Here is a 25,685-nt window from a genome sequence, read left to right on the forward strand (position 1 = left end):
TTCAATCCCCTTTGGTTCATCCCCGCGCAATCGAGGCCCGCACGCCCGTGCGCGCGAGGCTCATCCACTCTTCGAAGAAAGCACCGCCCGGTCCCCACGAGGGCCGGTCGCCGTGCAGCTTGATCGGCGTGCGCTCGACCGGCTCGTGCGCTGCCTCGCGCACGAGCCGGGCGATCGCCTCGCCGAGCGGCTTGACCTCGCGTTCCGTCGTCAACAACCCCAACTCGTACTCGCGTTCGGGGAAGTCCACCAACGCACGGTCGACGTCGTGCGAGCACCACCACGTGACGCCCCACAGGTTCGAGCAGGTCAGCACGTTCGCAAGCGTTTGCTCGGCGAACTGCGGGGCCTGCTCGGCGGTGATCTCGGGCTGGGCGGCGCCGACCTCCTGCAGCCACACGGGCCGTTGCGGGTCCTCGGCGTGCGCCTTCGCCAGTTCGACGAGGTACTCGGCGTGGTGAACGCTCTCCGGTGACATCGATCCGTAGCGCTGAGCGGTGCCGTTGAAGACCCACGAGTGCACGGTCGTCATCGCGCCCTTGTTGGCGGCGTGCTCCGGAAGGAAAGCGTGCTCGCTCTCGTACCAGACGGCGTCGTACTCGGAGTGGACGTGCGGGTGGCCGGGCGCGGCCTTCTCGCACTCGTCGAGCAGCGTGTCGATCCACTCGCCGGCCTGCGCGGGCGCGCAGGGGTTGGACTCGGTGAGCAGGTTGACCTCGTTGCCCAGGGTGAAGCCGAGGAAGCCGGGCTTGTCCCTCAGCGCCTCGGCGAGCGTGCGGACGTAGAACCTCTGCCCGTCGATGACGTCGGGGTCGGTGAAGATGTTGCGGCGGTGCCAGGTCTGCACCCACGACGGGTAGAAGTCGAAGCTCGACAGGTGGCCCTGCAGCACGTCGACCTGCACGTCCAGGCCTGTCTCGTGGGCCGCGTCGAGCATCTGGGCGAGCTGCTCGACGGCCTTGGGGCGGACCAGGCCCCTGTTGGGCTGGAACACCGGCCACAGCGGGAAGATCCGCACGTGGTCGAGGCCGAGGCCCGCGATGGACTCGAAGTCGGCTTTGACGTCGTCGAGCGAGAAGTCGAGCCAGTGGTGGAACCAGCCGTGGGAAGGGGTGTAGTTCACGCCGAAACGCAACGCCGAACTCCTTCTGGGGATCATCCCTTGATCGCGCCTTCTCCCACTCCGCGGAAGAAGTGCTTCTGCAGCAACAGGAACAGCAGGATCAGCGGGACGACGGCGATGATCGTGCCCGCCGCCACCAGCCGCTGGTTCTGCACGAACGTGCCCTGGAGGTACGCCAGGCCGATGGTGAGCGTGTACTTCTCCTGGTCGCTCAGCACGATGAGCGGCCACAGGAAGTCGTCCCAGCTGAACATGAACGAGAACAGCGCCACCACGACCAGCGTGCCCTTCACCGACGGCAGCGCGAGCCGGGTGAAGCGCTGCCACGCGTTGGCGCCGTCGATGATCGCGGCCTCCTCGACCTCGGCGGGCAGTGCGAGGAAGGCGTTGCGCAGCAACAGGACGTTGAGCGCGGCGATCGCGCCGGGCAGCACGACGCCGGTGAGGGTGTTGGTGAGCCCGAACCCGCGCATCACCAGGAACAGCGAGATCATGATCGCTTCGAACGGCACCAGGATGCTGCTCGCGAAGATCACCGCGGCGAACCTGCGCCCACGGAACTTCAGCCGTGCCAGGGCGTAGCCGGCCATGGCGGCGCCGAGGCAGTTCGTGATGACGTTGACGCTCGCGACGCCGAGCGAGTTGAGCGCGAACGTCCAGACGGGCACCACGTCGGCGACCGCGGCGTAGTTGGCGAACGTCGGGTCGTCCGGGATGAAGTCGGGGACGAAGACGTCCTCGTCCGGTCCCTTGATGCTCGTGGCGAACTGCCACAGGAACGGCCCGATGCTGATCGCGAGGATCGTGAGGAGCCCGAGGTAGCGCAGTGCGAGTCTCACGATGTCCTCCCGTGATCCGGCACCGTGATCGCCCCCTCTGGGGCTGTACATTGTGGAGCGTGCGAACGGCGTACAGGTGTCGGGCTTACCCGACCTTCGAACAAGCTGCGATGTTGAAGCGCACGTTCGGGTGTGTGCGGCTCGTCTGGAACAAGACTCTGAACGTACGCAGCAACCGCTACAAGGCCGGCGGCACTCGCACTTCGTATCGTGAGACCGACGCCGCGCTGACTGAATGGAAAAGGACGGCGGGACTCGAGTTTCTCTCGGAGGTCTCCTCGGTACCGCTGCAGCAGACGCTGCGCCATCAGCACACTGCCTTCCAGAACTTCTTTGCCCGACATGCCCGCTACCCGAGGTTCAAGTCTCGTGCCGGTCGCCAGAGTGCTCACTACACACGATCGGCGTTCCGGATGCGCGAGGGCTTGCTCGCACTCGCCAAGACCGCAGCGCCACTCCGATTCGTGTGGTCGTTCGAGGCAGACGTCGCTGAATTGGACCCAACGATGGTCGTGGTCTCGCGCGAGTCTGACGGCCGCTGGTACGTCACGTTCGCTGTAGACATTGACGAGGCTCCCGCGGCAGCGCCGACCGGCCACGCCATTGGCGTCGACCTCGGTTTGATCGACCTCGCGGTGACCAGTGACGGTGATCGAATCGCCAACCCCCGTCATCTCGCACGCAAGGCTCGCAACCTCGCCCGCTATCAACGTCGATTGGCCCGTTGTCAGCGGGGTAGCCGGAATCGCGACAAGGCGAGAGCGAAGGTTGCCCGTGCCCATCGCAAGGTTCGAAACGCCAGGCAGGACTTCCTGCATCGCGCCACCACGAGGCTGGTGCGCTCCGCCGATCTCATAGCGATCGAGGACTTGTCGGTCAAGCGGCTGGTTCGCAACCGCCGCCTCTCCCGCTCCATTTCGGACGCGGGCTGGTATGAGTTCAGGCGCCAGCTCGATTACAAGTGCGCTCGAGTTGGGCGTAAGTTGGTTGTGATCGACCGCTGGCACCCGTCTAGCAAGACGTGTTCGGGCTGTGGCTATCGGCTGTCCGAACTTGCTCTGTCGACCCGGCACTGGACGTGTCCGGGATGCCGCACCCGGCACGATCGGGACATCAACGCGGCGAAGAACATCCTTGCGGCTGGTCGAGCCGTAGCCCGAGGCGACTCGGGTGATGCCTGCGGAGTGGACGTCAGACAGCAGGGCACTCCCTGCTGCGGTCGGCGGTGAAACAGGAACCCCGTGCCGTGAGGCACAGCGCGGAAGCGCTGCCTGCCGGAAGGTAGGTGTGGATCCCAGCCCTTTGGGTTGGCGAGAAGTCAAAGCCGGTCCTCCCTGCGGTTGAGCTTGAGGGTGACCAGCAGCAACCCCAGCAGGATCACGAACAGCACGATGCTCAGCGCCGACGCGTACCCGACCTCACCGGTCAGGCCGCGGCCGGTGAGCTGGATGAGCATCACCAGCGTGGTGCTCGCCCCGCCCGGCCCGCCGGACCCGCCCGACAGCAGGTAGATCTCGGAGAACACGCGGAACCCGTTGACCGCGCTCAGTGCCGCGACGAGCACCATCGTCGGCCTGATGCTCGGCACGGTGACCGACCAGAACCTCCTGACCGGCCCCGCGCCGTCGACCATCGCGGCCTCGTGCAGGTCCTTCGGCACGTTCGCGAGCGCCGCCAGGTAGATCACCATGTAGTAGCCCAGGCCGCGCCAGATCGTCACCACCATCGAGCTGATCAGCAACAGCGTCGAGTCGGTGAGGAACCCGATCCTGCTGCCGCCCAACGCCTCCACCACGTTGTTCACCAGACCGCGGCTGTCGAGCAGCCACGTCCAGATGAGCCCGACCACGACCGTGGACGCGATCACCGGCGTGAAGAACGCCGTCCGGAAGATCCCGATGCCCGGCACGATCTTCTGCGCGAGCATCGCGATCAGCAGCGGCAACAGCACCAGCGGCGGGACGACGCCCACCATGTACAGCGCGCTGTTGCGCGCGGCGGCCCAGAACTTCGGGTCCTGGGCCATCCGCACGAAGTTGTCCACACCGGTGAACTGGCCGCCGCCCAGCGCGCTCGCGTCCGTGAACGCGAGCACGATCATGTTCAGGAAGGGGAAGATGATGAACAGCAGGCAGACGGCCAGTCCTGGGGCCAGGAACAGCCACGGTGTGTACGGGCGATGAGTCATGTACGGCCTACTTGAGGAGCCGGTTGCACTCGGCGACTGCGTCGTCCAAGGCCTGCTTCGGCGACTTCTTGCCGAGCATGGCGTCGGCCAGCTGCTGCAGAAGGGCTTCGCGCATCTGGTCGCTGAACTGCACGGGCGTGTAGTTCACCGCGGTCTTCAGCTGCTTGGCCGCGGCCACCCGCACGCGCGCCTCGTCGGTGCCGTCCTCCGTGGTGAAGTACGGGTCGTCGCCACCCTTCGACGTGGACGGGAAGATCGAGGCGAGCTTGGCGAACTTCACCTGGTTCTCGGCGTTGGTGACGAACCTGCCGAACGCCAGCGCCGTCGCCTGGTTCTTGCTGCTCTTCGGCACGCTCACGCCGTGCAGGAACATGTTGGCGCTGCCCGTGTTCGTGATGGGCGTGGTGATGCCGATGTTCGCGTAGAGGCTCGGCGCGTCGGTCTTGAACTTGCCGAGGTCGTACGCGCTGCCGGGGTTGAGCGCCGTCTGCTGCGCCATGAACTTCGCGCCGGCACCGGTGTAGTTCTGCGTGAGCGCCTCGGGGATGAGCGCGCCCGCGTCGTACATGCGCTTGTAGCTCTCGACGAACTCGACGCCCTTGGGCTCGTTGAACGTGAACTTGTCGTTCTCGAACAGCTTCACGCCGTACAGCCCGAAGTCGGCGATGCTCGGGGTCTGGCCGAGGATCGCGATCTTCTTCTCGGCGAGCTTGAGCGCCTGCTCCTCGAGTTCCTTGAAGTTCGTCGGCGGTTTGTTCGGGTCCAGACCCGCCTGGCTGAACAGCGCCTTGTTGTAGAAGATCGGACCGGTGTTGAGGTACCAGGGGAAGCCGTAGCAGCCGCCCTTGCCGGGGATTTCGAACGCCTGCCAGGCGTTGCCGAGGTACTCGGGCTTGGCGTCCTTGAGCGACTCGTCGAGGTTGACGAGCTGGCCGGCCCTGGCGAGCGGGAAGCTCAGGTCCGGCGGCACGTTGATGACGTCGGGAAGGCTCCCCGCGCTCGCGTCCGCCATGACTTTGGCCAGGTACCCGTCCGCGGGCTGGTCGACCCACTTCACCGAGGTGCCCTGGTGCTGCTTCTGGAAAGCGTCGACGACGCCGTTGACGTAGTCGGTGTACTTGGGCTTGAGGGACCAGGTCTGGAAGGTGATCTCACCCGTGACCTGGCCGGTTCCGCCTGCGGACGTGCTGGACGTGCCGGACAGTCCGCATCCTGCGACGGGCACCGCCGCCAGGCCCGCGAGGAACGTGCGCCTCTTCATTGAAAGCCACCTCCTTGGTGGCGGACCCTAGCTAAACCGGTTTATCTCCGGCTAGCCTCCGAACGTCTTGTTGTCTTGTTCCGGACAGGGTGCGGCGCTCGAAGGGCACTGGGTGAAGAGGCCAACGATCAAGGACATCGCGGCGGCGGCAGGGGTGTCCAAAGGAGCTGTGTCGTTAGCGTTGAACGGACGCTCCGGCGTGTCCGAGTCGACGCGGTCCCGCGTGCTGGGGGTCGCCTCGTCGCTGGGGTACCGGCCGTCGGTCACCGCTCGGGCGCTGTCGTCCGCGTCCGCCGACGCGGTGGGGCTGGTGCTGGTGCGGCCGCCCCGTGCCCTGGGGGACGAGGCGTTCTTCTTCCAGCTGATCGCCGGGATGCAGTCCGAGATGTCCTGCGCCCTCCTGCTGCAGGTGGTCTCCTCCCGTGAGGAGGAGATCGAGCTGTACCAGCGGTGGTGGGCCGAGCACCGGGTCGACGGGGTGTTCCTGGTGGATCTGCTGGTGTCGGATCCCCGGGTCGAGCTGATGCCCTCGCTAGGGATGCCGGCTGTCGTCGTCGGCGGTGCCGGGCACCACGGGGAGCTCGCCTCGGTCTGGGCCGACGACTACGCGGCCATGACCTCCGTTGTGGAGCACCTGAAAGCATTGGGGCATCGGCGGATCGCCCGAGTGGCCGGGCTGGCCTCGTTGTTGCACACGGTCCGGCGGGACTCGGCGTTCGCGTCGTCCGTTGTGGACGGTGTCGTGGTGGCCGGCGACTACACGGCGGAGTCCGGGGCTCGCGCGACGCGGGAGCTGCTGGGGATGGCCGAGCCGCCCACGGCGATCGTCTACGACAACGACGTGATGGCTGTGGCGGGGGCGGAGGTGGCTGCCGACCTGGGAGTCTCCGTGCCGTCCGAGCTGTCGATCGTGGCCTGGGACGACTCGGTGCTGTGCCAGCACGGGCGGTTGACCGCGTTGTCCCGGGACACGTTCGCGTTCGGGGCTCGGGCGGCTCGGGCGCTGGTGGCCGTGATCGGCGGGGCTTCGCCGACCGATGTCGAGGACGTGCTGCCCGAACTGGTGGTGCGGGGGAGTTCCGGGCCGGCGCCGGTGGGGTAGGTGGGGTGGCGGCACCCCACCCACACCTCAGGTCAGGGAGGCGACCTGGTCGCTCACCACTTGCGCCGCCGCCGAGACCAGGGCCGTCACCGCGGGGTTCGTCGAGTTGTCCTGGCGCCAGCCGAACTGCGTGTAGACGCGGAACGTCGGGGACCAGGGCAAGCGGACCAACCTGCCGTCGGCCAGTTCCGAGGACACCGTGACCTCCGGCATCAGGGCGATGCCCAGGCCGGACGCGACCGCCCGCTTGGCGGCGTCCACCGAGTCCAGTTCCAGGACCGGCGCGCGGGTGTCGTCGTAGCCGAGGGAGTGTTCGAACAGCTCGTGGTACGAGGCGCCGTTCTCGGCCCGGATCAGGGTGCTGCTGGTGATGTCGTCCTCGGCCAGCGACTGGCGCTGGGTGAGCATGTGGTTCGGGCCCGCGACCATGACCAACGGCTCGGGGCAGAGGACCGTGGTCTCCAGGCCCTCACGCGGTTCGATGGCGCCGATGAAGAAGGCGCAGTCGAGTTGGCCGTCGCGCACCGAGTTCAGGTTGTTCAGCGCGTTGCGCGAGTGCAACGAGAGTTGGACCGACGGGTAGCGCCAGCACATGTATTCGATGAGCGGTAGCAGACGGTAGTCGGTCAAACTCTGTGCGGAACCGATGACGAGTTTGCCGTGCGGCTCGCCGTTCATCGTGATGGCTTTTCGGGCCTTTTCGGTGAGGTTGATGATGTTTCGCGCGAACGGGAGGAGTTCCACGCCTGCGGACGTCATCTGGATACCTCTGGGGAGGCGTCGGAAAAGGACGACGCCGAGGGCCTCCTCCAGCGCCTTGATGCGGGTGGTGATGGTCGGCTGCGAGCAGTTGAGCGTGGCAGCGGCCTTGGTGAAGCTCCCTGTCTGAACCACGGTCGTGAACGCGAGAAGCTGGCGTGTCTCCATCAGGCGGATCCTCGGGGTAAAACGGTGCGACGACTTTTTCTCGTTCGTTCCCGTGGTCCTGTTACGGATGGTGCGGGAGCAGTAACGCTACCTGTCCGCCGCGCAGGCGAGATTGGTGCTTATGGAGTCATCTTGATCGGTCGCGAAAGGTGGCTGCGGCCGAAAGAGTGAAATTGCGCGGAGCGCTTTTACGGGCCGTAGCTGGGCGACTCTTTTCAGTTAAGCCTTTCGCCAGGCGAACAAAACAACGCCGCCACCCGGGTGGGTGACGGCGTCGTTCGGGGGGTGCGGATCTAGCAGGAGACGGCCTGAGCGCCCGCCAGCAGGCGGTAGGTCCTGGGCCCGCCCGTGACGGCGTCGCTGACGGTCAGGACGAGCTCGTAACCGTCCGTGCGGACGCGATCGCGGGACGCGTACTTCGCGAGCGGACCGTACGGGGCGATCTGCGCCGCCGAGGTCACTCGCTTGACCTCGACGGTGGCGGACGAGTTCCGGGAGGTGGAGTCGGCGGGGGTGACGTTCTCGGCGACCGCGGGCTTGGTCAGGTCGGTCGCTTCGTACAGCTCGCCGTTGAGCTTGCGGACGAACAGCCGAGGCAGCTCGTAGCCGACGAAGCCCTCGCAGATGACGTTCTCCCCGCCGAACCTGAAGACCAGGAAGGGCGTGCCGGCCCTGTTCCCGTCGACGATCGAGAGGAAGCCCTGCGTCCAGGCGAAGGTCCGGTAGGTCTCGCCCTGGCCCGCGTTGGCCCGGATGTCCTGCCTCGGCAGGCCGGCGCCCACCGTCTCGTCGGAGAGGTGGATCGACCAGCCTGGGTGCGCGGGAGTGCGGTCCGCCACGTGCTGCGGCTGGCTCCAGCGCTGGTTCTCGATCGCCAGGGATTCCTGGCCGGTGCTGCCGATGTACGCGTACAGCACAGCGGTGGCCTCACGAGGTTCGGCCGCCTGGGCCGCCGAAGTCGTGAGGCCGAGCAGCATCGCGCCGGCGGCCGTTGCCGCGAGAAGTCTGGAACGGTTGTGCGCCATGGTGATCCCCCAGTGATGTGGTTGGCGGTGGCGGTCACCCCGACCGCTACCGGAAAGCCGATCGCCCACGCCTCGCAGTCCGCTCTCGGGCGGATGTCAGGCCGCGCGGGCACCGCCGCCGACGAGCAGGTCGTGGACGACGGGAGTGCGAACGACGGCCGCCGGCCCGCTGCGGGTGGCGGCCGTCGTGGTGCGGAACTAGCAGGAGGCGGCCACGGCGCCGACGAGGACGCGGTAGGTCTGAGCACCCTGGGTGATCTCCAGTTCCCAGCCCAGGGTGCCGGCCTTGGGGCGGCCCTCGTACTTCGCGAACGCGGAGTAGCCGGAGAGCTGGCCGACCGCCGAGTACCTGTTGACCTTCACCGTGGTCGGGACGTGGGCACCGCCCGCCTGCCCTGCGGGAGCGGCGGTGGTCGAGCCGGTGGCGTCGACGTCGACGAGTTCCAGCGCGCCCGAGGTCCCGCGCACCCACACGCCGTAGCCGCCGCCACCGCCCGTGAAGAGCGGGCCGTCCACGGTGCAGGACACGCTGCGGCTGTGGGGCCTCACCACGGCGAACGGAACGCTGCCGCCGTCGACCAGTGAGATGTAGCCACTCGTGCCGGCGCCGGCACTGGTCGCGGTGTGGGAAGCCCTGGCGCGGTAGTCCAGCACGGGCATGGTCGCGGGGGCGTAGGCCTCGTCGGACAGCCGGAGGTCCCAGCCGGGGTGGGCGGCGGTGTAGCCGGAGGCGAGCAGCGGGGCGGTGAGATCGGCGTTCTCCGCCGTCAGGCTCTCGGTGGAGGTGCCGTCGGTGAAGACGTAGGCGGCGACGGTCGCCTCGGGCGTCGCCGCGGCGGCGGTCGGTGCGGTGACGACGCCGAGCAGAGCGGCGGCGAGCAGGCCGAAAGAAGTTTTGGACATGCGTGTCCCCCAGGACGGTGTGTTCGAAGCCCCCAGAGCGGACCGATGGGCCGCTGAGGGCCACGCTATCGGCAGGGGCAAGAGCCTGTCACCGGCCCAAAGCGGGGTGGCGGCGGTCACAGCGCGGGTCTCGCCTAGACTCGCTGGGAATCCGGGCGTCCCGAAGTGGCGGTACCGGCTGTCTTGCACGTTCTTGTTCGTATCGAGGAGTCCACGTTGAAGAGCACCGTCGAGCACCTGAGCCCGACGAGGGTCCGGATCAACGTCGAGGTGCCGTTCGACGAGCTCAAGTCGAACTTCGACCAGGCGTACCGGAAGCTCGCGAAGCAGGTCCGCATCCCCGGCTTCCGTCCGGGCAAGGCCCCCGCCAAGGTCCTGGAGAACCGAATCGGCCGCGCTCCGGTGCTGGACGAGGTCATCCAGGAGGCGATCCCGGCCAAGTACCTGGAGGCCGTCAACGCGGGTGAGGTGCGCACGCTCGGCCGTCCCGACTTCGAGGTCACCAAGATCGAGGACGGGCAGACCCTCGAGTTCACCGCCGAGGTCGACGTCCGTCCCGAGATCACCGTGCCCGCCTTCGGCGAGCTCGCCGTGACCGTCGACGAGCAGGAGGTCACCGACGAGGACGTGACCACCCAGCTCGACGAGCTCCGCGCCCGCTTCGGCACGCTGACCGGTGTCAGCCGCCCGGTCGAGACCGGTGACTTCGTCATCGTCGACCTGTCCGCGACCGTCGACGGCGAAGAGGTCGAGGAGGCCCGCACCAGCGGCCTGTCCTACGAGGTCGGCTCCGGCCAGCTCGTCGAGGGCATCGACGAGGCGCTCGTCGGCGCGACCGAGGGTGAGACCAAGACCTTCACCACGACGCTCGTCGCCGGTGAGCACGAGGGCCGCGAGGCCGAGGTCACCGTCGTGCTCAGCAGCGTCAAGGAGCGTCAGCTCCCCGAGCTCGACGACGAGTTCGCGCAGCTCGCCAGCGAGTTCGACACGCTCGACGAGCTCAAGGGCGACCTGCAGACCCGCCTGGCCCGCGTCAAGAAGATGCAGCAGGGCGTGCAGGCGCGCGACAAGGTCCTCGAGGCGCTGCTGGAGACCACCGAGGTCCCGCTGCCCGAGGGCATCGTCCAGGGCGAGATCGACGCGCGCAAGCACGACGCCGTGCACGCCTTCGACCACGACGACGCGAAGTTCGCCGCCTGGCTGACCGAGCAGGGTCAGTCGGAGGAGGAGTTCGACGCCGAGCTGCGCAAGGCCGCCGAGCAGGCCGTCAAGACGCAGCTGGTGCTCGACTCGATCGCCGACGCCGAGCAGGTCACGGTGTCCGACGGCGAGCTGACCGAGCGGATCATCTACCAGGCCCAGCGCTTCGGCATCAGCCCGGACGAGTACGTCAAGCGCGCGCAGCAGTCCGGTCAGCTCGGCGCGATCTTCGCCGACGTCCGCCGCGGCAAGGCGCTCGCGAGCGTCGTGCGCCAGGCCGAGGTCAGCGACTCGTCCGGCCAGAAGCTGGACCTCGAGGAGCTCTTCGGCGAGACGAAGTCCGATGAGGACGGCCAGGAGTAGCGACGACCGAGTTGTTCGCCCTTCCCCCGCGAGTGGGCGAGCTCCGGAAATACAGCTGATAGCGAACGCGGGCGGTGTCGGGCATCTGACGCCGCCCGCCTTCGTTAAGGTCGATCGCAGAGAGTTTTTCGCTTCCAGATTCGTTCCACCTGGAGTTAGGCAGGCAGACGTGACGCAGCACTCCTTCCCGACCCCCGAGATGCGGTCGGTGACCGCCGGGATGAACCTCAACGACTCGGTGTACGAGCGGCTGCTCCGCGAGCGAATCATCGTCCTGGGATCACAGGTCGAAGAGGGCATCGCCAACCAGATCACCGCTCAGCTGCTGCTCCTCGCCGCTGAGGACCCCGACAAGGACATCACGCTCTACATCAACTCGCCGGGTGGTTCCGTCACGGCGGGCATGGCCATCTTCGACACGATGCAGCTGATCCAGCCGGACGTGGCCACGTACGCGATGGGCCTCGCGGCCTCCATGGGGCAGTTCCTGCTCTCCGCTGGCACGCCCGGCAAGCGCCACGCGCTCCCGCACGCCCGCATCCTCATGCACCAGCCGTCGGCCGGTGTCGGTGGTACGGCCGCGGACATCGCGATCCAGGCGGACATGCTGACGCGCACCAAGCGCGAGATGGCCGAGCTCATCGCCGAGCACACCGGGCAGAGCCTCGAGACCATCACCCGCGACTCCGACCGCGACCGCTGGTTCACGGCGCAGGAAGCGCTGGAGTACGGCTTCGTCGACAAGGTCGTCACCAGGGCCCAGCCCGTCGGCGACTCGAACAACTGACGTCAGCTAGGAGACCTCAAGTGAGCCAGTTCCACATGCCTCAGTCGCGGTACGTGCTGCCGTCGTTCGTGGAGCGCACCAGCTACGGCATGAAGGAGTCGAACCCGTACAACAAGCTCTTCGAGGAGCGCATCATCTTCCTCGGCGTGCAGGTTGACGACGCTTCGGCGAACGACGTCATGGCGCAGCTGCTCGTGCTCGAGTCCGAGGACCCGGACCGCGACATCCTGATGTACATCAACTCGCCGGGTGGCTCGTTCACCTCGCTGATGGCCATCTACGACACCATGCAGTTCGTCCGCCCGGACATCCAGACGTACTGCCTCGGCCAGGCGGCCTCCGCCGCGGCCGTGCTGCTTGCGGCTGGAACGCCTGGTAAGCGCCACGCGCTGCCCAACGCGCGAATCCTGATCCACCAGCCTTCGATGGAAGGCGCGTACGGTCAGGTGTCCGACCTGGAGATCCAGTCGAACGAGATCCAGCGCGTGCGCCGCCTGATGGAGTCCACCCTCGCGCGGCACACCAACCGGACGGCAGAGGAGGTTCGCGAGAGCATCGAGCGCGACCGCATCCTGACGGCCGAAGAGGCCAAGGAATACGGCATCGTCGACACGGTGCTGCCCTACCGCAAGCTTTCCGCCAAGTCCTGACGGGCGACGGTGGGTGAGGTGCGTTCGCGAAGAACGCTCGCCTCGCCCGCCGCCCGGTGTTCGTCTGGGGACGTCCCAGACGCCGGACCTTGTCTTGGTGGCTGGGAAAATCCCCAGCCCCAGGGCATCGTGCACCCGCCCGACACGCCGATGTGACCGGTTGTCCGGCCTGATCGGCGCGTCGGGGGACGCGGGTCCTCCCCTGAAACGGGGTCGGCCAGGTACCGTCAGGAGAACGGGCTCAGCACCCACAGCCAGTGGGACTGCCACAGCAAGTCAGCAGGCGCACTACAGCAGGTGTGCGCCGGAGGGGACATAGGTCAGCGGTCATGGCGCGTATCGGTGACGGCGGCGACTTGCTGAAGTGCTCTTTCTGCGGAAAGAGCCAGAAGCAGGTGAAGAAACTCATCGCCGGCCCCGGCGTCTACATCTGCGATGAGTGCATCGATCTCTGCAACGAGATCATCGAGGAGGAGCTGGCCGAAGCCGGCGACGTGAAGCTCGACGAGCTGCCGAAGCCCGCCGAGATCCACGAGTTCCTCGACCAGTACGTCATCGGACAGAGTGACGCCAAGCGCACCCTCTCCGTCGCCGTCTACAACCACTACAAGCGCATCCAGGCGGGCGACCGCGGGCGCGAGGGTCGTGACGACGGCGTCGAGCTGGCGAAGTCGAACATCCTGATGCTCGGCCCGACGGGGTGCGGCAAGACCTACCTCGCGCAGACGCTCGCGAAGATGTTGAACGTGCCGTTCGCCATCGCCGACGCGACAGCGCTGACGGAGGCCGGGTACGTCGGTGAGGACGTCGAGAACATCCTCCTGAAGCTCATCCAGGCCGCCGATTACGACGTGAAGCGCGCCGAGACGGGCATCATCTACATCGACGAGGTCGACAAGATCGCTCGAAAGAGTGAAAACCCGTCGATCACGCGCGATGTGTCCGGCGAGGGCGTGCAGCAGGCACTGCTGAAGATCCTGGAAGGCACCACCGCCTCGGTGCCCCCGCAGGGCGGCCGCAAGCACCCGCACCAGGAGTTCATCCAGATCGACACGACGAACGTGCTGTTCATCGTGGCCGGTGCCTTCGCGGGTCTGGAGAAGATCATCCAGGACCGCGTCGGCAAGCGGGGTCTGGGCTTCGGTGCCGAGGTCCGCTCCAAGGCCGAGGTGGAGTCGTCGGACTTCTTCGCCGACTCCATGCCGGAGGACCTGATCAAGTTCGGTCTGATTCCCGAGTTCATCGGGCGTCTGCCGATGGTCGCCTCCGTCACGAACCTCGACAAGCCGTCCCTGGTGATGATCCTCACCGAGCCGAAGAACGCCCTGGTGAAGCAGTACCAGAAGCTGTTCGAGATGGACGGCGTGGAGCTCGAGTTCACCAAGACCGCGCTCGAAGCGGTCGCCGACCAGGCGATCCTGCGCGGTACCGGTGCTCGTGGCCTCCGGGCGATCATGGAAGAGGTCCTGCTCCCGGTGATGTACGACATCCCGAGCCGCACGGACGTCGCCAAGGTCGTCATCACCGAGCAGACGGTGAAGGAGAACGTGAACCCGACCATCGTGGCTCGGCAGCCCTCGCGCCGGGAACGCCGGGAGAAGTCCGCGTAAGTGATCTTCTTGGAACGGCTCCGGCAACTCGTTGCCGGGGCCGTTCTTCGTTCTAAGGTGGAGCCATGTCGCTGCCTCACGTGCTCCTGCTCCACGGCTACACCGGTTCCGGCCCTGGCCACTGGCAGCGCTGGCTGGCCCAGACGGTGTCCGAGCACGGTGGCCTCGCCGACCTGCCGCACTTCAGCAGCCCGGAGGCACCCGACCGCGACACGTGGCTGCGCGAACTCGACACCCACCTCGAAGCGCTGCCCGCCGACCGCGAACGCGTCGTCGTGGCGCACTCTCTCGGCTGCTACCTCTGGCTGCACCACGCGGCCCGCGAGTCCATCGCCCACGTGGACCGCGTGCTGCTGGTAGCCCCACCGGCGCTGGACCACCCGGAGCCGGCCATCAAGTCGTTCTTCCCGGCCCCGCTCGACCCGGCGAACCTGCGCCGCGCCGCCACCGAGACCCGCCTCGTCGCGGGCGAGGGCGACCCGCACTGCTCGATGCAGGCCGCGAAGGAGCTGGCCGAGGCGTTGCGGATCGAGATCGACGTCCTGCCCGGTGCCGGGCACATCAACATCGACGCCGGCTACGGGGAGTGGCCCGCGGCGCTCAAGTGGGTGCGGTCGAAGACGGTGCCGCTCTCACCGCGCTAGCGATCACTTTCTGGGGGGAACGTGAACAGAGCAAGCGACTCGCAGCATCAACGCCGTGTTCCGCGACGAGTTCGGGCAGCCTGCGCCGCAACGCCGGCTACGTCGTGCCAGGCCTGACGAACGTGGCCACGCACTACGACGAGCACCCAGGCCACCAGATCGCGGACGGCCACCTGCCCGTCGCGGGGACGCAGCGGATCGCGGTCCTCACCAACGGAGGCGCCGCCGCCGCGGCCGGCCGGGTGCGGGTCCGGTACGAGCCGGACACCGTGCTCCGCCTGGTCCGCCGCGGTGACCAGGTCGGATGGGTGCGCTTCGGCAGGGCGGCGGTGCGGCGGTGAACGCCGCCGAGTGGATCGCCAGCAGGCTGCCCGAACTGCTGGAGGAACACGGCGTCGTCGGCGCGCAGCTCGCCGTGCTGGCCGACGGCGAGATCATCGACGCGGCCGCAGGAGTGCTGGACGCCGGCACGCGTGCGCCGGTGACGACGGAGTCGCTCTTCCAGATCGCCTCCATCACCAAGGTCTGGACGGCGACGCTCGTCCAGGAACTGGTGAACGAGGGCAGGCTCGACCTCGACGCTCCGGTGCGCGACGTTCTGCCCGGCTTCCGGCCGGTCATCACACCGCGACAGCTGCTGACCCACACGTCGGGCCTCGACGGCGACCTCTTCCACGACACCGGCTCGGGCGACGACGCGGTCGAGAAGTTCGTGGCACGGCTGGCCGACGCCGCGCAGATCGCGCCGCCGGGCGAGCTGTGGTCGTACTGCAACAGCGGCTTCACGGTGCTGGGCCGGATCGTGGAAGTGCTGCGGGGCAAGCCTTTCAACGCTGTCCTCGAAGAACGGCTGGCAGCGCCGCTGCGGCTCACCGTCGCGACGACCTACGCGGAACGCACCGCATCGCACGCTGTCGGGCACGAGGACGGACGGCCGGTGACCGATCCAGGCCCGGAATCCGACTGGCCCGCAGGGTCCGCGCTCGCGATGAGCGCACGGGATCTGCTCGCATTCGCGCGCATGCACCTGGCGACGCCGACGTTCGCGGTGATGCGCGAGCCGCAGGTTTTGCTGCCGGACTTCGGGAATCGCGCCTCCTGGGGCCTGGGCTGGGAGCTGCCGGACTACTCCGGCGGCCCGGTGATCGGCCACCACGGCGCCAACAGGGGCCTGGCCTCGTTCCTGCGGGTCGCTCCGGAGCGCGGGATCGCGGTCGCCCTGCTGACCAACGGCGGCGCGGCACGCGAAGTGTTCGACCACGTCATCGAGAACGTCTTCAGCGAACTCGCCGGCGTGCGCAGGCCGGAGCCACCGACGCCGCCCGACGCGCCCGAGCCGGTGAACGAGCGCTTCCTCGGCTCCTACCGTTGCGCTGGCCACGAAGTGGTTGTCACGCAGGCAGATCACGGCCGCGTGCGGGTTGATCTCGACGGCGAGGAGCGCGAGTTCGTGGCTCTGCGCGACGACGCGGTGATCGCCCTGGAGAGACCGCACACCGTGCTGGTCTTGATGGGCGATCTGGTGCACTTCGGGCGGGCTGCCGCCCGGATCTGGGAACCTCCTGGGGGAGAAACATGATCAAGCTGGACGAGCTGGTCGAGGAACACGGCGTCGTAGGCGCCCAAGTCGCCGTGCTGCACAACGGCGAAATCGTCGACATGGCAGCAGGTGTGCTGAACAACGTCACCGGCGAGAAGGTGACGACCGACTCCATCTTCCAGATCGGGTCGATCACCAAGATCTGGACGGCGACGCTCGTCCAGGAACTGGTGAACGAGGGCCTGCTGGACCTCGACCGCCCGGTGCGCGATGTGCTGCCGGAGTTCGCGCTCGCCGACGAGCAGGCCGCGCGGATCATCACGCCACGGCACCTCCTCACGCACACCGCGGGCTTCGAGGGCGATCTCTTCCACGACACCGGCAACGGTGACGACATGCTGGAGAAGTACGTCGAGCGCATGGCGGACGCGCGGCAGCAGGTGCCGCCCGGTGAGCTCTACACGTACTGCAACAGCGGGTTCACGTTGCTCGGCCGGATCGTGGAAGTGTTGCGCGGCAAGCCGTTCCGCGTCGTGCTCAGGGAACGCCTCATCGAGCGGCTCGGCCTGCGCACCGCCGCCGCGAGCCACGCCGAGTACGCCACCCAGCAGTGCGCCACGGGACATCCGGGCAAGGAGCCCAAGCCCGCCGACAAGCTGATGGCCGAGGGCGACGCTCCTGCCGGGACGGTGCTCGCGATGAGCGCGCGCGACCTGCTGGAGTTCGTGCGGATGCACCTCGGCACCAGCGAGTTCGACGCGATGCGCGACCCTCAGGTCGTGCCGCCCGACTTCGGGTACGGCGCCAAGCAGGGGCTCGGCTGGGCGCTGCACGACTACGCCGGCGGCGTTTCCGGAATAGGCCACACCGGATCGACCCTGGGCTTCCGGGCCTTCCTGCGGGTGGTTCCAGAAGCCGGACTCGCGATCGCGGTCCTCACCAACGGCGGAGAGGCCGTGCCGCTGGTGCGCGCGGTCTACGAGAAGGTGCTGGGCGACCTGGCGGGCGTCACCGTGCCCGATCTTCCCACGCCGCCGCTGATGCCGGTGCCGGTCGACGTCGAGAAAGTCGTCGGCGTCTACCGGTCCACCGGGCTGGAGGCGCACATCACCGAAGGCGACGGGGGCCGGGTGAAGCTGCGGTACGTGGCCCTCGACCCCACCTGGAAGTCCTTCGTCGACGAAGACGAGCACGAGTTCACCGGGCTGCGTGACGACGCGCTGATCGCCGTCGAGGAGGAGGGCGGGTACCACTCGGTGGTCGTCCTGTGCGGACGCGACGAGCAGAACCGCGTGAAGTGGCTGCACTGGGGCAGGGCAGCCGTCCGCGTCTAGACGGCGCGCTTCGCGTACTTGGCGAGGAACTGCACGACGTCGGGCGTCACCTTGCGGTACAGCCCGTCGTCGTGCCCGCCGGCCTTCACCGTGCCCACCTCGGGCCGCGCCTCGCGGATGAACCGGCGGGTGCCCTCGATGAACCTGTCGCGGTCGCCGATCCACACGCCCAGCGCGGTCGATCCGGTGGACTTCAGGTGGCGCAGCGGGTCGAGCGACGCCCACTCGCCCTCGTTCTTGAACGCACGCCGCCTGGCCATCTCCGGCCACGTCGTGATCAGGCCGGGGGAGATGGCCGCGGCCGCCGCGACCGGGTCGCCGCGTTCGGCCCTGCGCCTCGCGTAGAGCAGCGAACCGAAGCCGCCCATCGACACGCCCGTCACCGCGAACGGTTCGCCGTAGCCGCGTTCCTTGAGCCAGCGCGGCACCTCGTCGAGCAGCATGGCCATCGGGTCGTCGCCGGGGACGTTCTCGTGCCAGTAGTTGTCCCCGCCGTCGACCGCGACGAAGCCGAACGCGGGCACCGAGCCCTTCGCGACGGCGGTGGCCAGGACCTCGGGCAGGTTGCCCACGGCGGCGTGCCTGGCGTCGCCGTGCAGGCCGTGCAGGAGGATCGACATCGGCAGGCCGCGGGCGTTCGCGCCGGCCGGCAGGTAGAAGGCGAGGGTGACCTCGCGATGCCGGGCGGCCGAGTACGCGCGCTCGAAGCGGATCGCGGGCTTCGCGGCGGACGTGGCCCGCACCTTGTCGGCCGTCGCGACATGCCGCTCGACGGCGGTGGGCGACGACACGTACGTCGCGACGCCGGTGGCTGTCGCGATGACCACGCCGATAGCCGCGAGGAGGGTGCGGCGGCTGTACCTCGGTTCCCCCATGCTCACCTCATCGCGTGGGCACCGTTCCTCGTTTCCTTCTCAGAGGACGGAACGCACGCGTAAGGAAGTTCGTTCCTCACCCGAATAGCCCAGCCAGCTCAGCACGGCGTCATTGTGCTCGCCGAGGGCCGGGACCGCACCCGGCGACCACTCGAAACCGGCCACCGGCGGCGGCAGCATCCGCGCCGTTCCGCCGGGAACCCGCACGTCAACCCACGTGCCGAGCTGCGGGTGGGTGGGCAGGTCAGTGATCGGGCGGGTCAGCGCGGCAGGCACGTCGGCGGCGTCCAAAGTGGTCAGCAACTCGGCTGTGGTGACGTCCGAGAACGCCCGTTCGAGCAGCTTCTGCAGCTCTGCCCGGTGCTCCACGCGGGACGCCACTGTGGCGAACCTCTCCTGCGGCGCGAGCCCGATCAGCTCGCAGAGGCGCTGCCACTGCCCGTCGTTCTGCACGGCCAGGTGCACGGCACCGTCCGCGCAGGCCACCGGCCCGTACGGCGCGATGCTCGGGTGGTGCGCACCCGAGCGCGGGGCCGCGGCGCCCGTGCCGGCGGCGTAGAGCATCGGCTGGTGCATCCACTCGGCCATCGCTTCGAAGAGCGACAACCGCAGCCGCGCGCCTTCACCCGTCCGGCCGCGTTGCAGCAACGCCGCCAGCACCGCCGCGTGCAACTGGACGCCCGCCGCGATGTCCGCGACCGAGATGCCGGCCCGGGCCATCACGTCGCCCTCGCCGGTCAGCGACACCAGCCCGGCCTCGGACTGCACCAGCGCGTCGAACGCCTTGCGGTCCGCGTACGGGCCGTCCCAGCCGTAACCGGACAGCTCACCGACGATCAACTCCGGCGGCAGCTCCAGGGCCAGCCGCTGCCACACCCGCGGCGACAGGTTGCACAGCAGCACGTCCGCCCGCGCCACGAGCCGGTCCAGCACCTCACGGCCGTCGGGGTGGGTGATGTCCAGCGACACCGACTCCTTGCCGACGTTCGTCCACGCGAAGTACGACGACACCTCGCCGCACGACGAGTCGTAGTGGCGCGCGAAATCGCCTGCCCCGGGCCGCTCGATCTTGATGACCCGTGCGCCCAGATCGGCCAGCAACCGCGTCGCGTACGGCACGGCGACGGCCTGCTCCAGGCTCACCACCACGACGCCGTCAAGCGGTCTCAACCACGCGCTCCCCACCGGTGTAGACGTTCATCGAGTCGCCGCGCAGGAAGCCGATGAGCGTCATGCCCTGCTCCTCGGCGAGCTCGACCGCGAGCGACGACGGCGCCGACACCGCGGCCAGCATCGGAATCCCGGACATCGCGGCCTTCTGCACCAGCTCGAACGACGCCCGCCCGGACACCATCAGCACCGCGCCGCGCAACGGCACGAGGTTCTGCAGCACCGCCCAGCCCAGCACCTTGTCGACGGCGTTGTGCCGGCCCACGTCCTCGCGTACGACCAGCAGCTCACCGTCCACGAACAGCCCGGCCGCGTGCAGCCCGCCGGTGCTCTCGAAGACCTTCTGCCGTTCCCGCAACGCGTCCGGGAAGCCCGTCAGCGCCTCGGGTGTGACCGTGACCTCGTCCAGCGCGGGGGTGTAGCGGGTCTTGAGCTTGACCGCGTCCAGCGCGCCCTTGCCGCACACCCCGCACGACGACGTGGTGTAGAAGTTCCGCTCCACCCCGGTGTCCGGCGGCGGCACGCCCTCGGCCAGCGCGATGTCCAGCACGTTGTAGGTGTTCATGCCGTCCGGCCCGGTGCCCTCGCAGAACCGGGCGATCGAGATGTCCTCCGACGACCCGATGACGCCCTCGCTGAGCAGGAAGCCGTGCGCGAGCTCCACGTCCTGACCCGGCGTGCGCATCGTGACGGCCAGAGCCTTGCCGTTGACCCGCAGCTCCAGGGGTTCCTCGGCGGCGAGCGCGTCGACTCTGCGGCGACGCCCGCTCGGCGACACCCGCTCGACCGCTCGGCGCACCGTCACTCGGCCCATGTGCACATCTCCTTCGGACCGCTATGTTCCCCACCGACCAGGCTACGTGGGAGGGATTCCGGGGCATGGACGACGTCGTGATCGTGGGGGGCGGCCACAACGGGCTGGTGGCGGCCGCGTACCTCGCCAGGGCGGGGAAGTCGGTCAGGGTGCTGGAGAAGCTGCCGCACGTAGGCGGGGCGGCGGTGAGCGCCTCACCGTGGGAGGGCGTCGACGCCCGGCTCTCGCGCTTCTCGTACCTCGTCTCGCTGCTGCCCGACCAGATCGTGTCGGACCTGGGGCTGAAGCTGGCGTTGAAGTCCCGTGCGGCCTCGTCCTACACGCCGAACGGCAAGGGCGGGCTGCTGGTCGAACGCTCACCGGGCGAGGCGACCGTGAAGTCGTTCGAGGCCGTGTGCGGGTCGCTCGACGACTGGGAGCGGTGGCAGCGCTGGTACGCGGACCTGGAGCTGCTGGCGCAGGCCCTGGCGCCGACTCTGCTGGAACCGCTGGTGTCCCGCGAACACCTGCGCGTGCACGTCGACGCGGTGGCGCGCGGCCGGTTGTGGGAGCAGGTCTTCGAACGGCCGATCGGCGCGACCCTGCAGGAACTGTTCGAGGACAACCTGGTGCGCGGCGTCGTCGCCACGGACGCGTTGATCGGCACGCACTCGTCGCTGCATTCGTTGCGCGCCAACAAGTGCTTCCTCTACCACGTGATCGGCAACGGGACAGGGGAGTGGAAGGTCCCGGTCGGCGGCATGGGCGCGGTCACCGCCGAGCTGGAACGGGTCGCGCGCGAGGCCGGTGCGCGGATCGTCACCGGCGCCGAGGTCACGTCCGTCGAGTCGGACGGCAGGACCGCCTCGGTGGCGTACGGGGACGAGACGGTCGAGGCCAGGTTCGTGCTCTCGAACGTGGCGCCGTCGGTGCTGGGACGCTTGCGGGGCAGGGAGGTCCACGACGCTCCCGGCTGCCAGCTGAAGATCAACATGTTGTTGCGGAAGCTGCCCGAGCTGAGGTCCGGTGTCGACGCGCGGCTGGCGTTCGCCGGCACGTTCCACCTCGACGAGTCCTACGACCAGCTGGAGATCGCGTACCTGGAGAGCGCCGCCGGTCAGGTGCCGTCGGTGCTGCCGGGTGAGATGTACTGCCACTCGCTGACGGACCCGTCGATCCTCGGGCCGTCGCTTCAGGGTCACGAGACGTTGACGTTGTTCGGCCTGCACCTGCCGGCGTCGTTGTTCGAGGGCCGCAACACCGAGCTGCGCGACGAACTGGTGCAGCGCTACCTCGACCAGCTCAACGCCCACCTCGTGGAGCCGATCCAGGACTGCCTGGCCGTCGACGCCCACGGCGACCCGTGCATCGAGGCGCGCACTCCGCTCGACCTGGAGTCCGAGCTCGGCCTGCCGGGTGGCAACATCTTCCACGGCGAGCTCGACTGGCCGTTCGCCGAGACCGACGACCAGGTCGGCAAGTGGGGCGTCGAGACCGACGTGGACAACGTTCTCGTCTGCGGTGCGGGCTCCCGGCGCGGCGGCGGGGTCAGCGGCATCGGCGGCCACAACGCGGCGCAGGCGGTGCTCGAACGCATTTGAGACATTTTTGATGACACTCCGCGTCATCTCTGGTTACAGTTGCGGCGTGGGGGACTTCTACGGGATCGCGGAGATCGCCGACGCCATGGGGCTCAGTCGGCAGTTGGTGGCTGTGTGGCGCAAGCGACGCTCGCACGGCATTCCCGAGCCGGATGCGGAACTCGCGTCCGGCCCGATCTGGCGGCGCGAGACGGTCGAGCCGTGGATCGAACGCACGCGCGGCCGCCTGGGCCTCGCGGGCACGCGGGAGTCCGCGAGCAGGAGCCTTCGGCTGCGCACCTGCCGCCGCGTGCTGCGGCTGGCGGCGTTGATGCTGGAGGATCCGCAACGGCCGCGCGTGCTCAACGAGGCCGCGGACCAGTTGCGCGACCTGATCCACGAGGTCGACCAGTCCGCGGACGACGTCGTCGGCGCGCTGCTGCGTGAGCTCATCGAGCCCGTGCGCGACCCGGACGTGCCCGCGGAGTTGTTGCGGGTGCCGGTCATCGAGTCGTTGCCACTCGTGACCGCCGTAGCGCGCAACTCGCCCGACTGGTGATCTACATCAGGACTTCTATATCAAGAAACCTTGCTAAAGACTTCCTGATACCCGTACCTTGGGGTCATGACGGAAGCTCCGCTCAGTGACCCCAAAGCGCTCCGTGCGCTGTCGCACCCGTTCCGGTGGAAGCTGATCCAGCTGCTCACCGAGCAGGGGCCGCGCACCGCCACGCAATGCTCCGAGAAGCTGGGTGAGAGCGTCGCGAGCTGCTCCTACCACCTGAACATGCTGGCCAAGTACGGCTTCGTCACGGAGGTCGAAGGTCCTGGCAGGCAGAAGCCGTGGCAGATCGTGCGGGGCCGCCAGTCCATTTCGCCGGAAGGGCTGGAAGGCGAGGCGGCGATGGCGGCCGAGGCCGCGGCGATGGCCTACCTGGACCAGGAGTTCGAGCGCACGCGTGAGCGCCTTCGTCAGCGCGAGCACCTGCCGGAGGACTGGCGCAGGTCCGTCGGCACGGAAGGGCGCATCAAGTTCCTCACTGCCGAGGAGACCGCCGGATACCTCGCGGAGCTGCAGGCGGTGCTGAACAAGTACGACGAGCGCAGGACCGACGAGTCGCTGCGTCCGGAAGGCGCCAAGCCCGTCAGGGTGTTCCTGAGTCTCACCGTCGCCACCGAATAACAGCCCGCTGAAGGAGAACTGACATGATCCCGCACCACGAAGCGTTTGCTATCGCGAAGTACCGTCAGCAGGAGTTCGAGGCCGACGCGGCCGCGCGCCGGCTCGTCAAGAAGGCCGAGAAGGTCGAGACCGAACCCGAACGACGCCGGTTATGGCTCTTCGTCCGGGTCCGGCACGCGTAGATCAGGCTGCGGCTTCGAGCCGCACGATCACCGACTTGGAGGTCGGCGTGCCCGAGATGTCCGCCTTGGAGTCCAGTGGCACCAACGGGTTCGCCTCCGGGAAGTACGTCGCCACGCACCCGCGCGCGGTCGAGTAGGAGACGATCCGGAACGACTCGGCGCGGCGTTCGACGACGCCCGTCGGGTCGTCCTTCCACTCCGAGACGATGTTGACCATCTGACCGTCCTGGAAGCCCAGCTCGGCGATGTCGTCCGGGTTCACGAACACGACGCGACGGCCGTCCTTCACGCCGCGGTAGCGGTCGTCCAGGCCGTAGATCGTGGTGTTGTACTGGTCGTGGCTGCGCAGGGTCTGCATCAGCAGCCGGCCCTGCGGCACCTCGATGACCGTCATCTCGTTCGCCGTGAAGTTCGCCTTGCCGGTCGCCGTCGCGAACTCCTGCGAGTCACGCGGCGGGTGCGGCAGCACGAAACCGTCGGGCTGACGCACGCGCGTGTTGTAGTCGGTGCAGCCCGGCACCACGCGGGAGATGTGCTCGCGGATGACGTCGTAGTCCTTCTCGAACTCCTCCCACGCCACGGGGTGCGAGGCGCCGAGCGTCTTGCGCGCGAGCCGGCAGACGATCGACACCTCGGACAGGAGCTGGTCCGACGCGGGCTTGAGGCGGCCCCGTGAGCGGTGCACGACCGACATCGAGTCCTCGACCGTCACGAACTGCTCGCCCGTGTGCTGCACGTCGCTCTCGGTGCGGCCCAGTGCGGGCAGGATCAACGCCGTCTTCCCGTGCACCACGTGCGAGCGGTTGAGCTTCGTGGAGACGTGCACCGTCAGGGAGCACTGCTCCAGCGCCTTCTCGGTCACCGGGGTGTCCGGGGTGGCGCTGACGAAGTTGCCGCCCATCGCGATGAACACCTTGCCGCGGCCGTGGCGCATCGCGTTGATCGCGTCGACGGTGTCGAACCCGTGCTTGCGCGGCACGGAGATGCTGAACTCGCTCTCCAGGGCCTGCAGGAACTTCTCCGGCATCTTCTCGTAGATGCCCATCGTGCGGTCGCCCTGCACGTTCGAGTGGCCGCGCACCGGGCACAGGCCCGCGCCCGGCTTGCCGATCATGCCGCGCAGGAACATGACGTTCGTGATCTCGCGGATCGTCGGCACGCTGTGCTTGTGCTGCGTGAGACCCATGGCCCAGCAAGCGATCGTGCGCTGGGAGTCGACGAACATGCCGGCCACGCGCGTGATCTGCTCGCGGGTCAGGCCGGTCGCGGCGATCACGCGGTCCCAGTCGAGCTCGCGCAGGCTCGCTGCGTACTCCTCGAACCCGTGGGTCTTCGCCTCGATGAACTTCTTGTCGAGCTTGTCCCACTGCAGCAGCAGGTGACCGATCGCCTGGAACAGCGCCTGGTCGCCGCCGACCCTGATCTGCACGAACTCGTCGCACAGCGCGGTGCCCCTGCCGACGATGCCCGCGACGTTCTGCGGGTTCTTGAACCGCATCAGGCCCGCTTCCGGCAGCGGGTTGATCGCGATGATCTTCGCGCCGTTCTTCTTGGCGTCTTCCAGGGCGCTGAGCATGCGCGGGTGGTTCGTGCCGGGGTTCTGGCCGATGACCACGATCAGGTCGGCGAGGTCGAAGTCCTTGATGGACACCGAGCCCTTGCCGATGCCGATCGTCTCGTTGAGCGCGGAGCCGGACGACTCGTGGCACATGTTCGAGCAGTCCGGGAGGTTGTTGGTGCCGAACGAGCGGACCAGCAGCTGGTAGAGGAACGCGGCCTCGTTGCTGGTGCGGCCGGAGGTGTAGAAGATCGCCTCGTCCGGGGATGACAACGCTGTCAGCTCGTCGGCGATGAGCGTGAACGCGGCGTCCCAGCCGATCGGTGTGTAATGCGTCGCACCGGGCCGCAGGACCATCGGTTCGGTGAGCCGGCCCTGCTGGCCGAGCCAGTAGTCCGTCTTCGTCCGCAGGCTCTCCAGGGAGTGCTCGGCGAAGAACTCGGGACCGATCCGGCGCTTGGTGGCTTCCTCCGCGACGGCCTTCGCGCCGTTCTCGCAGAACTCCGCCATCTTGCGGTGGCCCTGCGGTTCGGGCCACGCGCAACCAGGACAGTCGAAACCTTCACGCTGGTTGAGCAGTCGCAACGTCTTGACCGTGCGCCCGACACCCATCTGCTCGACCGCGCGGTCGAGCGACACGAGCACACCGGGAATACCCGCTGCCCAGGTCTTTGGGGTGCTGACTTCGAGCGCGGACTCGTCGACGTCGTGCTGCGGGGGCTTGCTGCTCATGCGTCCATTGTTCGCTGATCGACGTCGGCGCCGCCAGCGCCCCCGAAGAACGCGGCGGCGTCGCCCGTCACGGGCCCCAAGGGGTTGAACGGTCCGTGACGGTCAATTGTGATCGC

At 68.2% G+C, this 25,685-nt stretch carries 25 protein-coding genes; 14 read left to right on the forward strand and 11 right to left on the reverse strand.

Translation table 11 applies throughout. The features are described 5' to 3' along the window. Positions 1 to 16: 16 nt before the first annotated feature. Together SK571_RS26375 and SK571_RS26380 are read right to left on the reverse strand one after the other, a co-directional pair. Complete coding sequence (locus tag SK571_RS26375) at positions 17 to 1,135, reverse strand: glycoside hydrolase 5 family protein (protein ID WP_319986768.1); 1,119 nt, start codon at positions 1,133 to 1,135, stop codon at positions 17 to 19. A 20-nt stretch (positions 1,136 to 1,155) separates the two neighbouring features. Then, complete coding sequence (locus SK571_RS26380) at positions 1,156 to 1,962, reverse strand: carbohydrate ABC transporter permease (RefSeq protein WP_319986769.1); 807 nt, start codon at positions 1,960 to 1,962, stop codon at positions 1,156 to 1,158. A gap of 113 nt (positions 1,963 to 2,075) precedes the next feature. On the opposite strand from SK571_RS26380, the gene SK571_RS26385 reads away from it, so the two are divergent. Beyond that, the gene (locus SK571_RS26385) at positions 2,076 to 3,191 is read left to right on the forward strand and encodes an RNA-guided endonuclease InsQ/TnpB family protein (protein ID WP_319986770.1); all 1,116 of its coding nucleotides are present in this window, start codon (positions 2,076 to 2,078) and stop codon (positions 3,189 to 3,191) included. Positions 3,192 to 3,280: 89 nt separating this feature from the next. Here the strand turns inward: SK571_RS26385 and SK571_RS26390 are convergent, their stop codons facing one another. Next, positions 3,281 to 4,150 carry a carbohydrate ABC transporter permease gene (locus tag SK571_RS26390; RefSeq protein WP_319986771.1) on the reverse strand — a complete coding sequence of 290 codons (870 nt, stop codon included), beginning with the start codon at positions 4,148 to 4,150 and terminating at the stop codon, positions 3,281 to 3,283. Between the two features lie 7 nt (positions 4,151 to 4,157). Next, positions 4,158 to 5,411, reverse strand: coding sequence for an ABC transporter substrate-binding protein (locus SK571_RS26395; protein ID WP_319986772.1), 1,254 nt, complete (start codon positions 5,409 to 5,411; stop codon positions 4,158 to 4,160). 112 nt (positions 5,412 to 5,523) lie between these two features. On the opposite strand from SK571_RS26395, the gene SK571_RS26400 reads away from it, so the two are divergent. Continuing rightward, positions 5,524 to 6,513, forward strand: a complete 990-nt coding sequence (locus SK571_RS26400) for a LacI family DNA-binding transcriptional regulator (RefSeq protein ID WP_319986773.1) — start codon at positions 5,524 to 5,526, stop codon at positions 6,511 to 6,513. 27 nt (positions 6,514 to 6,540) lie between these two features. On the opposite strand, the gene SK571_RS26405 is transcribed toward SK571_RS26400, so the two are convergent. The 3 genes from SK571_RS26405 to SK571_RS26415 all read right to left on the reverse strand — a co-directional run bounded on the left by SK571_RS26405 (position 6,541) and on the right by SK571_RS26415 (position 9,368). Next, positions 6,541 to 7,440: a LysR family transcriptional regulator gene (locus SK571_RS26405; protein ID WP_319986774.1), complete on the reverse strand. Its 900-nt coding sequence runs from the start codon at positions 7,438 to 7,440 to the stop codon at positions 6,541 to 6,543. Positions 7,441 to 7,733: 293 nt separating this feature from the next. After that, positions 7,734 to 8,465 carry a hypothetical protein gene (locus tag SK571_RS26410; RefSeq protein WP_319986775.1) on the reverse strand — a complete coding sequence of 244 codons (732 nt, stop codon included), beginning with the start codon at positions 8,463 to 8,465 and terminating at the stop codon, positions 7,734 to 7,736. A gap of 198 nt (positions 8,466 to 8,663) precedes the next feature. Then, on the reverse strand, positions 8,664 to 9,368 hold the full coding sequence (locus SK571_RS26415; protein ID WP_319986776.1) for a hypothetical protein: 705 nt from the start codon (positions 9,366 to 9,368) through the stop codon (positions 8,664 to 8,666). 216 nt (positions 9,369 to 9,584) lie between these two features. Between SK571_RS26415 and tig the strand changes: the two genes are divergently transcribed. The 8 genes from tig (at position 9,585) to SK571_RS26455 (ending at position 17,496) form a co-directional block, all read left to right on the forward strand. After that, positions 9,585 to 10,931, forward strand: a complete 1,347-nt coding sequence (gene tig, locus SK571_RS26420; RefSeq protein WP_319986777.1) for a trigger factor — start codon at positions 9,585 to 9,587, stop codon at positions 10,929 to 10,931. A gap of 199 nt (positions 10,932 to 11,130) precedes the next feature. Continuing rightward, positions 11,131 to 11,718 carry an ATP-dependent Clp protease proteolytic subunit gene (locus SK571_RS26425; protein ID WP_090071481.1) on the forward strand — a complete coding sequence of 196 codons (588 nt, stop codon included), beginning with the start codon at positions 11,131 to 11,133 and terminating at the stop codon, positions 11,716 to 11,718. Between the two features lie 35 nt (positions 11,719 to 11,753). Then, positions 11,754 to 12,368: an ATP-dependent Clp protease proteolytic subunit gene (locus SK571_RS26430; protein WP_188134676.1), complete on the forward strand. Its 615-nt coding sequence runs from the start codon at positions 11,754 to 11,756 to the stop codon at positions 12,366 to 12,368. 329 nt (positions 12,369 to 12,697) lie between these two features. After that, the gene (clpX, locus tag SK571_RS26435; protein ID WP_266037726.1) at positions 12,698 to 13,978 is read left to right on the forward strand and encodes an ATP-dependent Clp protease ATP-binding subunit ClpX; all 1,281 of its coding nucleotides are present in this window, start codon (positions 12,698 to 12,700) and stop codon (positions 13,976 to 13,978) included. Positions 13,979 to 14,043: 65 nt separating this feature from the next. Continuing rightward, complete coding sequence (locus tag SK571_RS26440; RefSeq protein WP_319986778.1) at positions 14,044 to 14,622, forward strand: RBBP9/YdeN family alpha/beta hydrolase; 579 nt, start codon at positions 14,044 to 14,046, stop codon at positions 14,620 to 14,622. Between the two features lie 122 nt (positions 14,623 to 14,744). After that, positions 14,745 to 14,963 carry a hypothetical protein gene (locus SK571_RS26445; RefSeq protein WP_319986779.1) on the forward strand — a complete coding sequence of 73 codons (219 nt, stop codon included), beginning with the start codon at positions 14,745 to 14,747 and terminating at the stop codon, positions 14,961 to 14,963. Then, positions 14,927 to 16,201, forward strand: a complete 1,275-nt coding sequence (locus tag SK571_RS26450) for a serine hydrolase domain-containing protein (protein ID WP_319986780.1) — start codon at positions 14,927 to 14,929, stop codon at positions 16,199 to 16,201. Before SK571_RS26445 ends, SK571_RS26450 begins: the two co-directional genes overlap by 37 nt. Then, a complete protein-coding gene (locus SK571_RS26455; RefSeq protein ID WP_319986781.1) occupies positions 16,198 to 17,496 on the forward strand; it encodes a serine hydrolase domain-containing protein in 1,299 nt (432 codons plus the stop codon). The genes SK571_RS26450 and SK571_RS26455 overlap by 4 nt, the downstream gene beginning before the upstream one ends. On the opposite strand, the gene SK571_RS26460 is transcribed toward SK571_RS26455, so the two are convergent. Genes SK571_RS26460 through fdhD form a run of 3 tightly spaced genes read right to left on the reverse strand, consistent with a single transcriptional unit; the run spans position 17,493 to position 20,355 of the window. Then, a complete protein-coding gene (locus SK571_RS26460; protein WP_319986782.1) occupies positions 17,493 to 18,371 on the reverse strand; it encodes an alpha/beta hydrolase in 879 nt (292 codons plus the stop codon). The two genes, SK571_RS26455 and SK571_RS26460, sit on opposite strands and share 4 nt — an antisense overlap. A 39-nt stretch (positions 18,372 to 18,410) precedes the next feature. Then, positions 18,411 to 19,541 carry a CaiB/BaiF CoA transferase family protein gene (locus SK571_RS26465; RefSeq protein WP_319986783.1) on the reverse strand — a complete coding sequence of 377 codons (1,131 nt, stop codon included), beginning with the start codon at positions 19,539 to 19,541 and terminating at the stop codon, positions 18,411 to 18,413. Then, positions 19,528 to 20,355, reverse strand: a complete 828-nt coding sequence (gene fdhD / locus SK571_RS26470) for a formate dehydrogenase accessory sulfurtransferase FdhD (protein WP_319986784.1) — start codon at positions 20,353 to 20,355, stop codon at positions 19,528 to 19,530. Before fdhD ends, SK571_RS26465 begins: the two co-directional genes overlap by 14 nt. Positions 20,356 to 20,420: 65 nt before the next feature. Between fdhD and SK571_RS26475 the strand changes: the two genes are divergently transcribed. The 4 genes from SK571_RS26475 (at position 20,421) to SK571_RS26490 (ending at position 23,279) form a co-directional block, all read left to right on the forward strand. Continuing rightward, positions 20,421 to 21,935: a phytoene desaturase family protein gene (locus SK571_RS26475; protein ID WP_319986785.1), complete on the forward strand. Its 1,515-nt coding sequence runs from the start codon at positions 20,421 to 20,423 to the stop codon at positions 21,933 to 21,935. A 46-nt stretch (positions 21,936 to 21,981) separates the two neighbouring features. Then, positions 21,982 to 22,473, forward strand: coding sequence for a hypothetical protein (locus SK571_RS26480; RefSeq protein ID WP_090071217.1), 492 nt, complete (start codon positions 21,982 to 21,984; stop codon positions 22,471 to 22,473). A 66-nt stretch (positions 22,474 to 22,539) separates the two neighbouring features. Beyond that, positions 22,540 to 23,097 (forward strand): ArsR/SmtB family transcription factor, encoded by a 558-nt coding sequence (locus tag SK571_RS26485; RefSeq protein ID WP_319986786.1) that lies wholly within the window; start codon positions 22,540 to 22,542, stop codon positions 23,095 to 23,097. A gap of 23 nt (positions 23,098 to 23,120) precedes the next feature. Further along, a complete protein-coding gene (locus SK571_RS26490) occupies positions 23,121 to 23,279 on the forward strand; it encodes a hypothetical protein (protein ID WP_319986787.1) in 159 nt (52 codons plus the stop codon). Between the two features lies 1 nt (position 23,280). Here the strand turns inward: SK571_RS26490 and SK571_RS26495 are convergent, their stop codons facing one another. Further along, a complete protein-coding gene (locus tag SK571_RS26495) occupies positions 23,281 to 25,569 on the reverse strand; it encodes an FdhF/YdeP family oxidoreductase (RefSeq protein WP_319986788.1) in 2,289 nt (762 codons plus the stop codon). Positions 25,570 to 25,685: the final 116 nt, after the last annotated feature.

The sequence above is a fragment of the Lentzea kristufekii genome (assembly GCF_033949925.1).
Classification (GTDB): Bacteria; Actinomycetota; Actinomycetes; order Mycobacteriales; family Pseudonocardiaceae; genus Lentzea; species Lentzea kristufekii.

Coding starts and splice junctions, on each gene's coding strand:
- SK571_RS26395 (WP_319986772.1), bottom strand. CDS start 5,411: ATGAAGAGGCGCACGTTCCTCGCGGGCCTGGCGGCGGTGCCCGTCGCA.
- SK571_RS26455 (WP_319986781.1), top strand. CDS start 16,198: ATGATCAAGCTGGACGAGCTGGTCGAGGAACACGGCGTCGTAGGCGCC.
- fdhD (WP_319986784.1), bottom strand. CDS start 20,355: ATGGGCCGAGTGACGGTGCGCCGAGCGGTCGAGCGGGTGTCGCCGAGC.
- SK571_RS26485 (WP_319986786.1), top strand. CDS start 22,540: ATGACGGAAGCTCCGCTCAGTGACCCCAAAGCGCTCCGTGCGCTGTCG.
- SK571_RS26430 (WP_188134676.1), top strand. CDS start 11,754: ATGCCTCAGTCGCGGTACGTGCTGCCGTCGTTCGTGGAGCGCACCAGC.
- SK571_RS26410 (WP_319986775.1), bottom strand. CDS start 8,465: ATGGCGCACAACCGTTCCAGACTTCTCGCGGCAACGGCCGCCGGCGCG.
- clpX (WP_266037726.1), top strand. CDS start 12,698: ATGGCGCGTATCGGTGACGGCGGCGACTTGCTGAAGTGCTCTTTCTGC.
- SK571_RS26460 (WP_319986782.1), bottom strand. CDS start 18,371: ATGGGGGAACCGAGGTACAGCCGCCGCACCCTCCTCGCGGCTATCGGC.
- SK571_RS26390 (WP_319986771.1), bottom strand. CDS start 4,150: ATGACTCATCGCCCGTACACACCGTGGCTGTTCCTGGCCCCAGGACTG.
- SK571_RS26440 (WP_319986778.1), top strand. CDS start 14,044: ATGTCGCTGCCTCACGTGCTCCTGCTCCACGGCTACACCGGTTCCGGC.
- SK571_RS26405 (WP_319986774.1), bottom strand. CDS start 7,440: ATGGAGACACGCCAGCTTCTCGCGTTCACGACCGTGGTTCAGACAGGG.
- SK571_RS26415 (WP_319986776.1), bottom strand. CDS start 9,368: ATGTCCAAAACTTCTTTCGGCCTGCTCGCCGCCGCTCTGCTCGGCGTC.
- SK571_RS26425 (WP_090071481.1), top strand. CDS start 11,131: ATGCGGTCGGTGACCGCCGGGATGAACCTCAACGACTCGGTGTACGAG.
- SK571_RS26475 (WP_319986785.1), top strand. CDS start 20,421: ATGGACGACGTCGTGATCGTGGGGGGCGGCCACAACGGGCTGGTGGCG.
- SK571_RS26450 (WP_319986780.1), top strand. CDS start 14,927: ATGGGTGCGCTTCGGCAGGGCGGCGGTGCGGCGGTGAACGCCGCCGAG.
- SK571_RS26495 (WP_319986788.1), bottom strand. CDS start 25,569: ATGAGCAGCAAGCCCCCGCAGCACGACGTCGACGAGTCCGCGCTCGAA.
- SK571_RS26490 (WP_319986787.1), top strand. CDS start 23,121: ATGATCCCGCACCACGAAGCGTTTGCTATCGCGAAGTACCGTCAGCAG.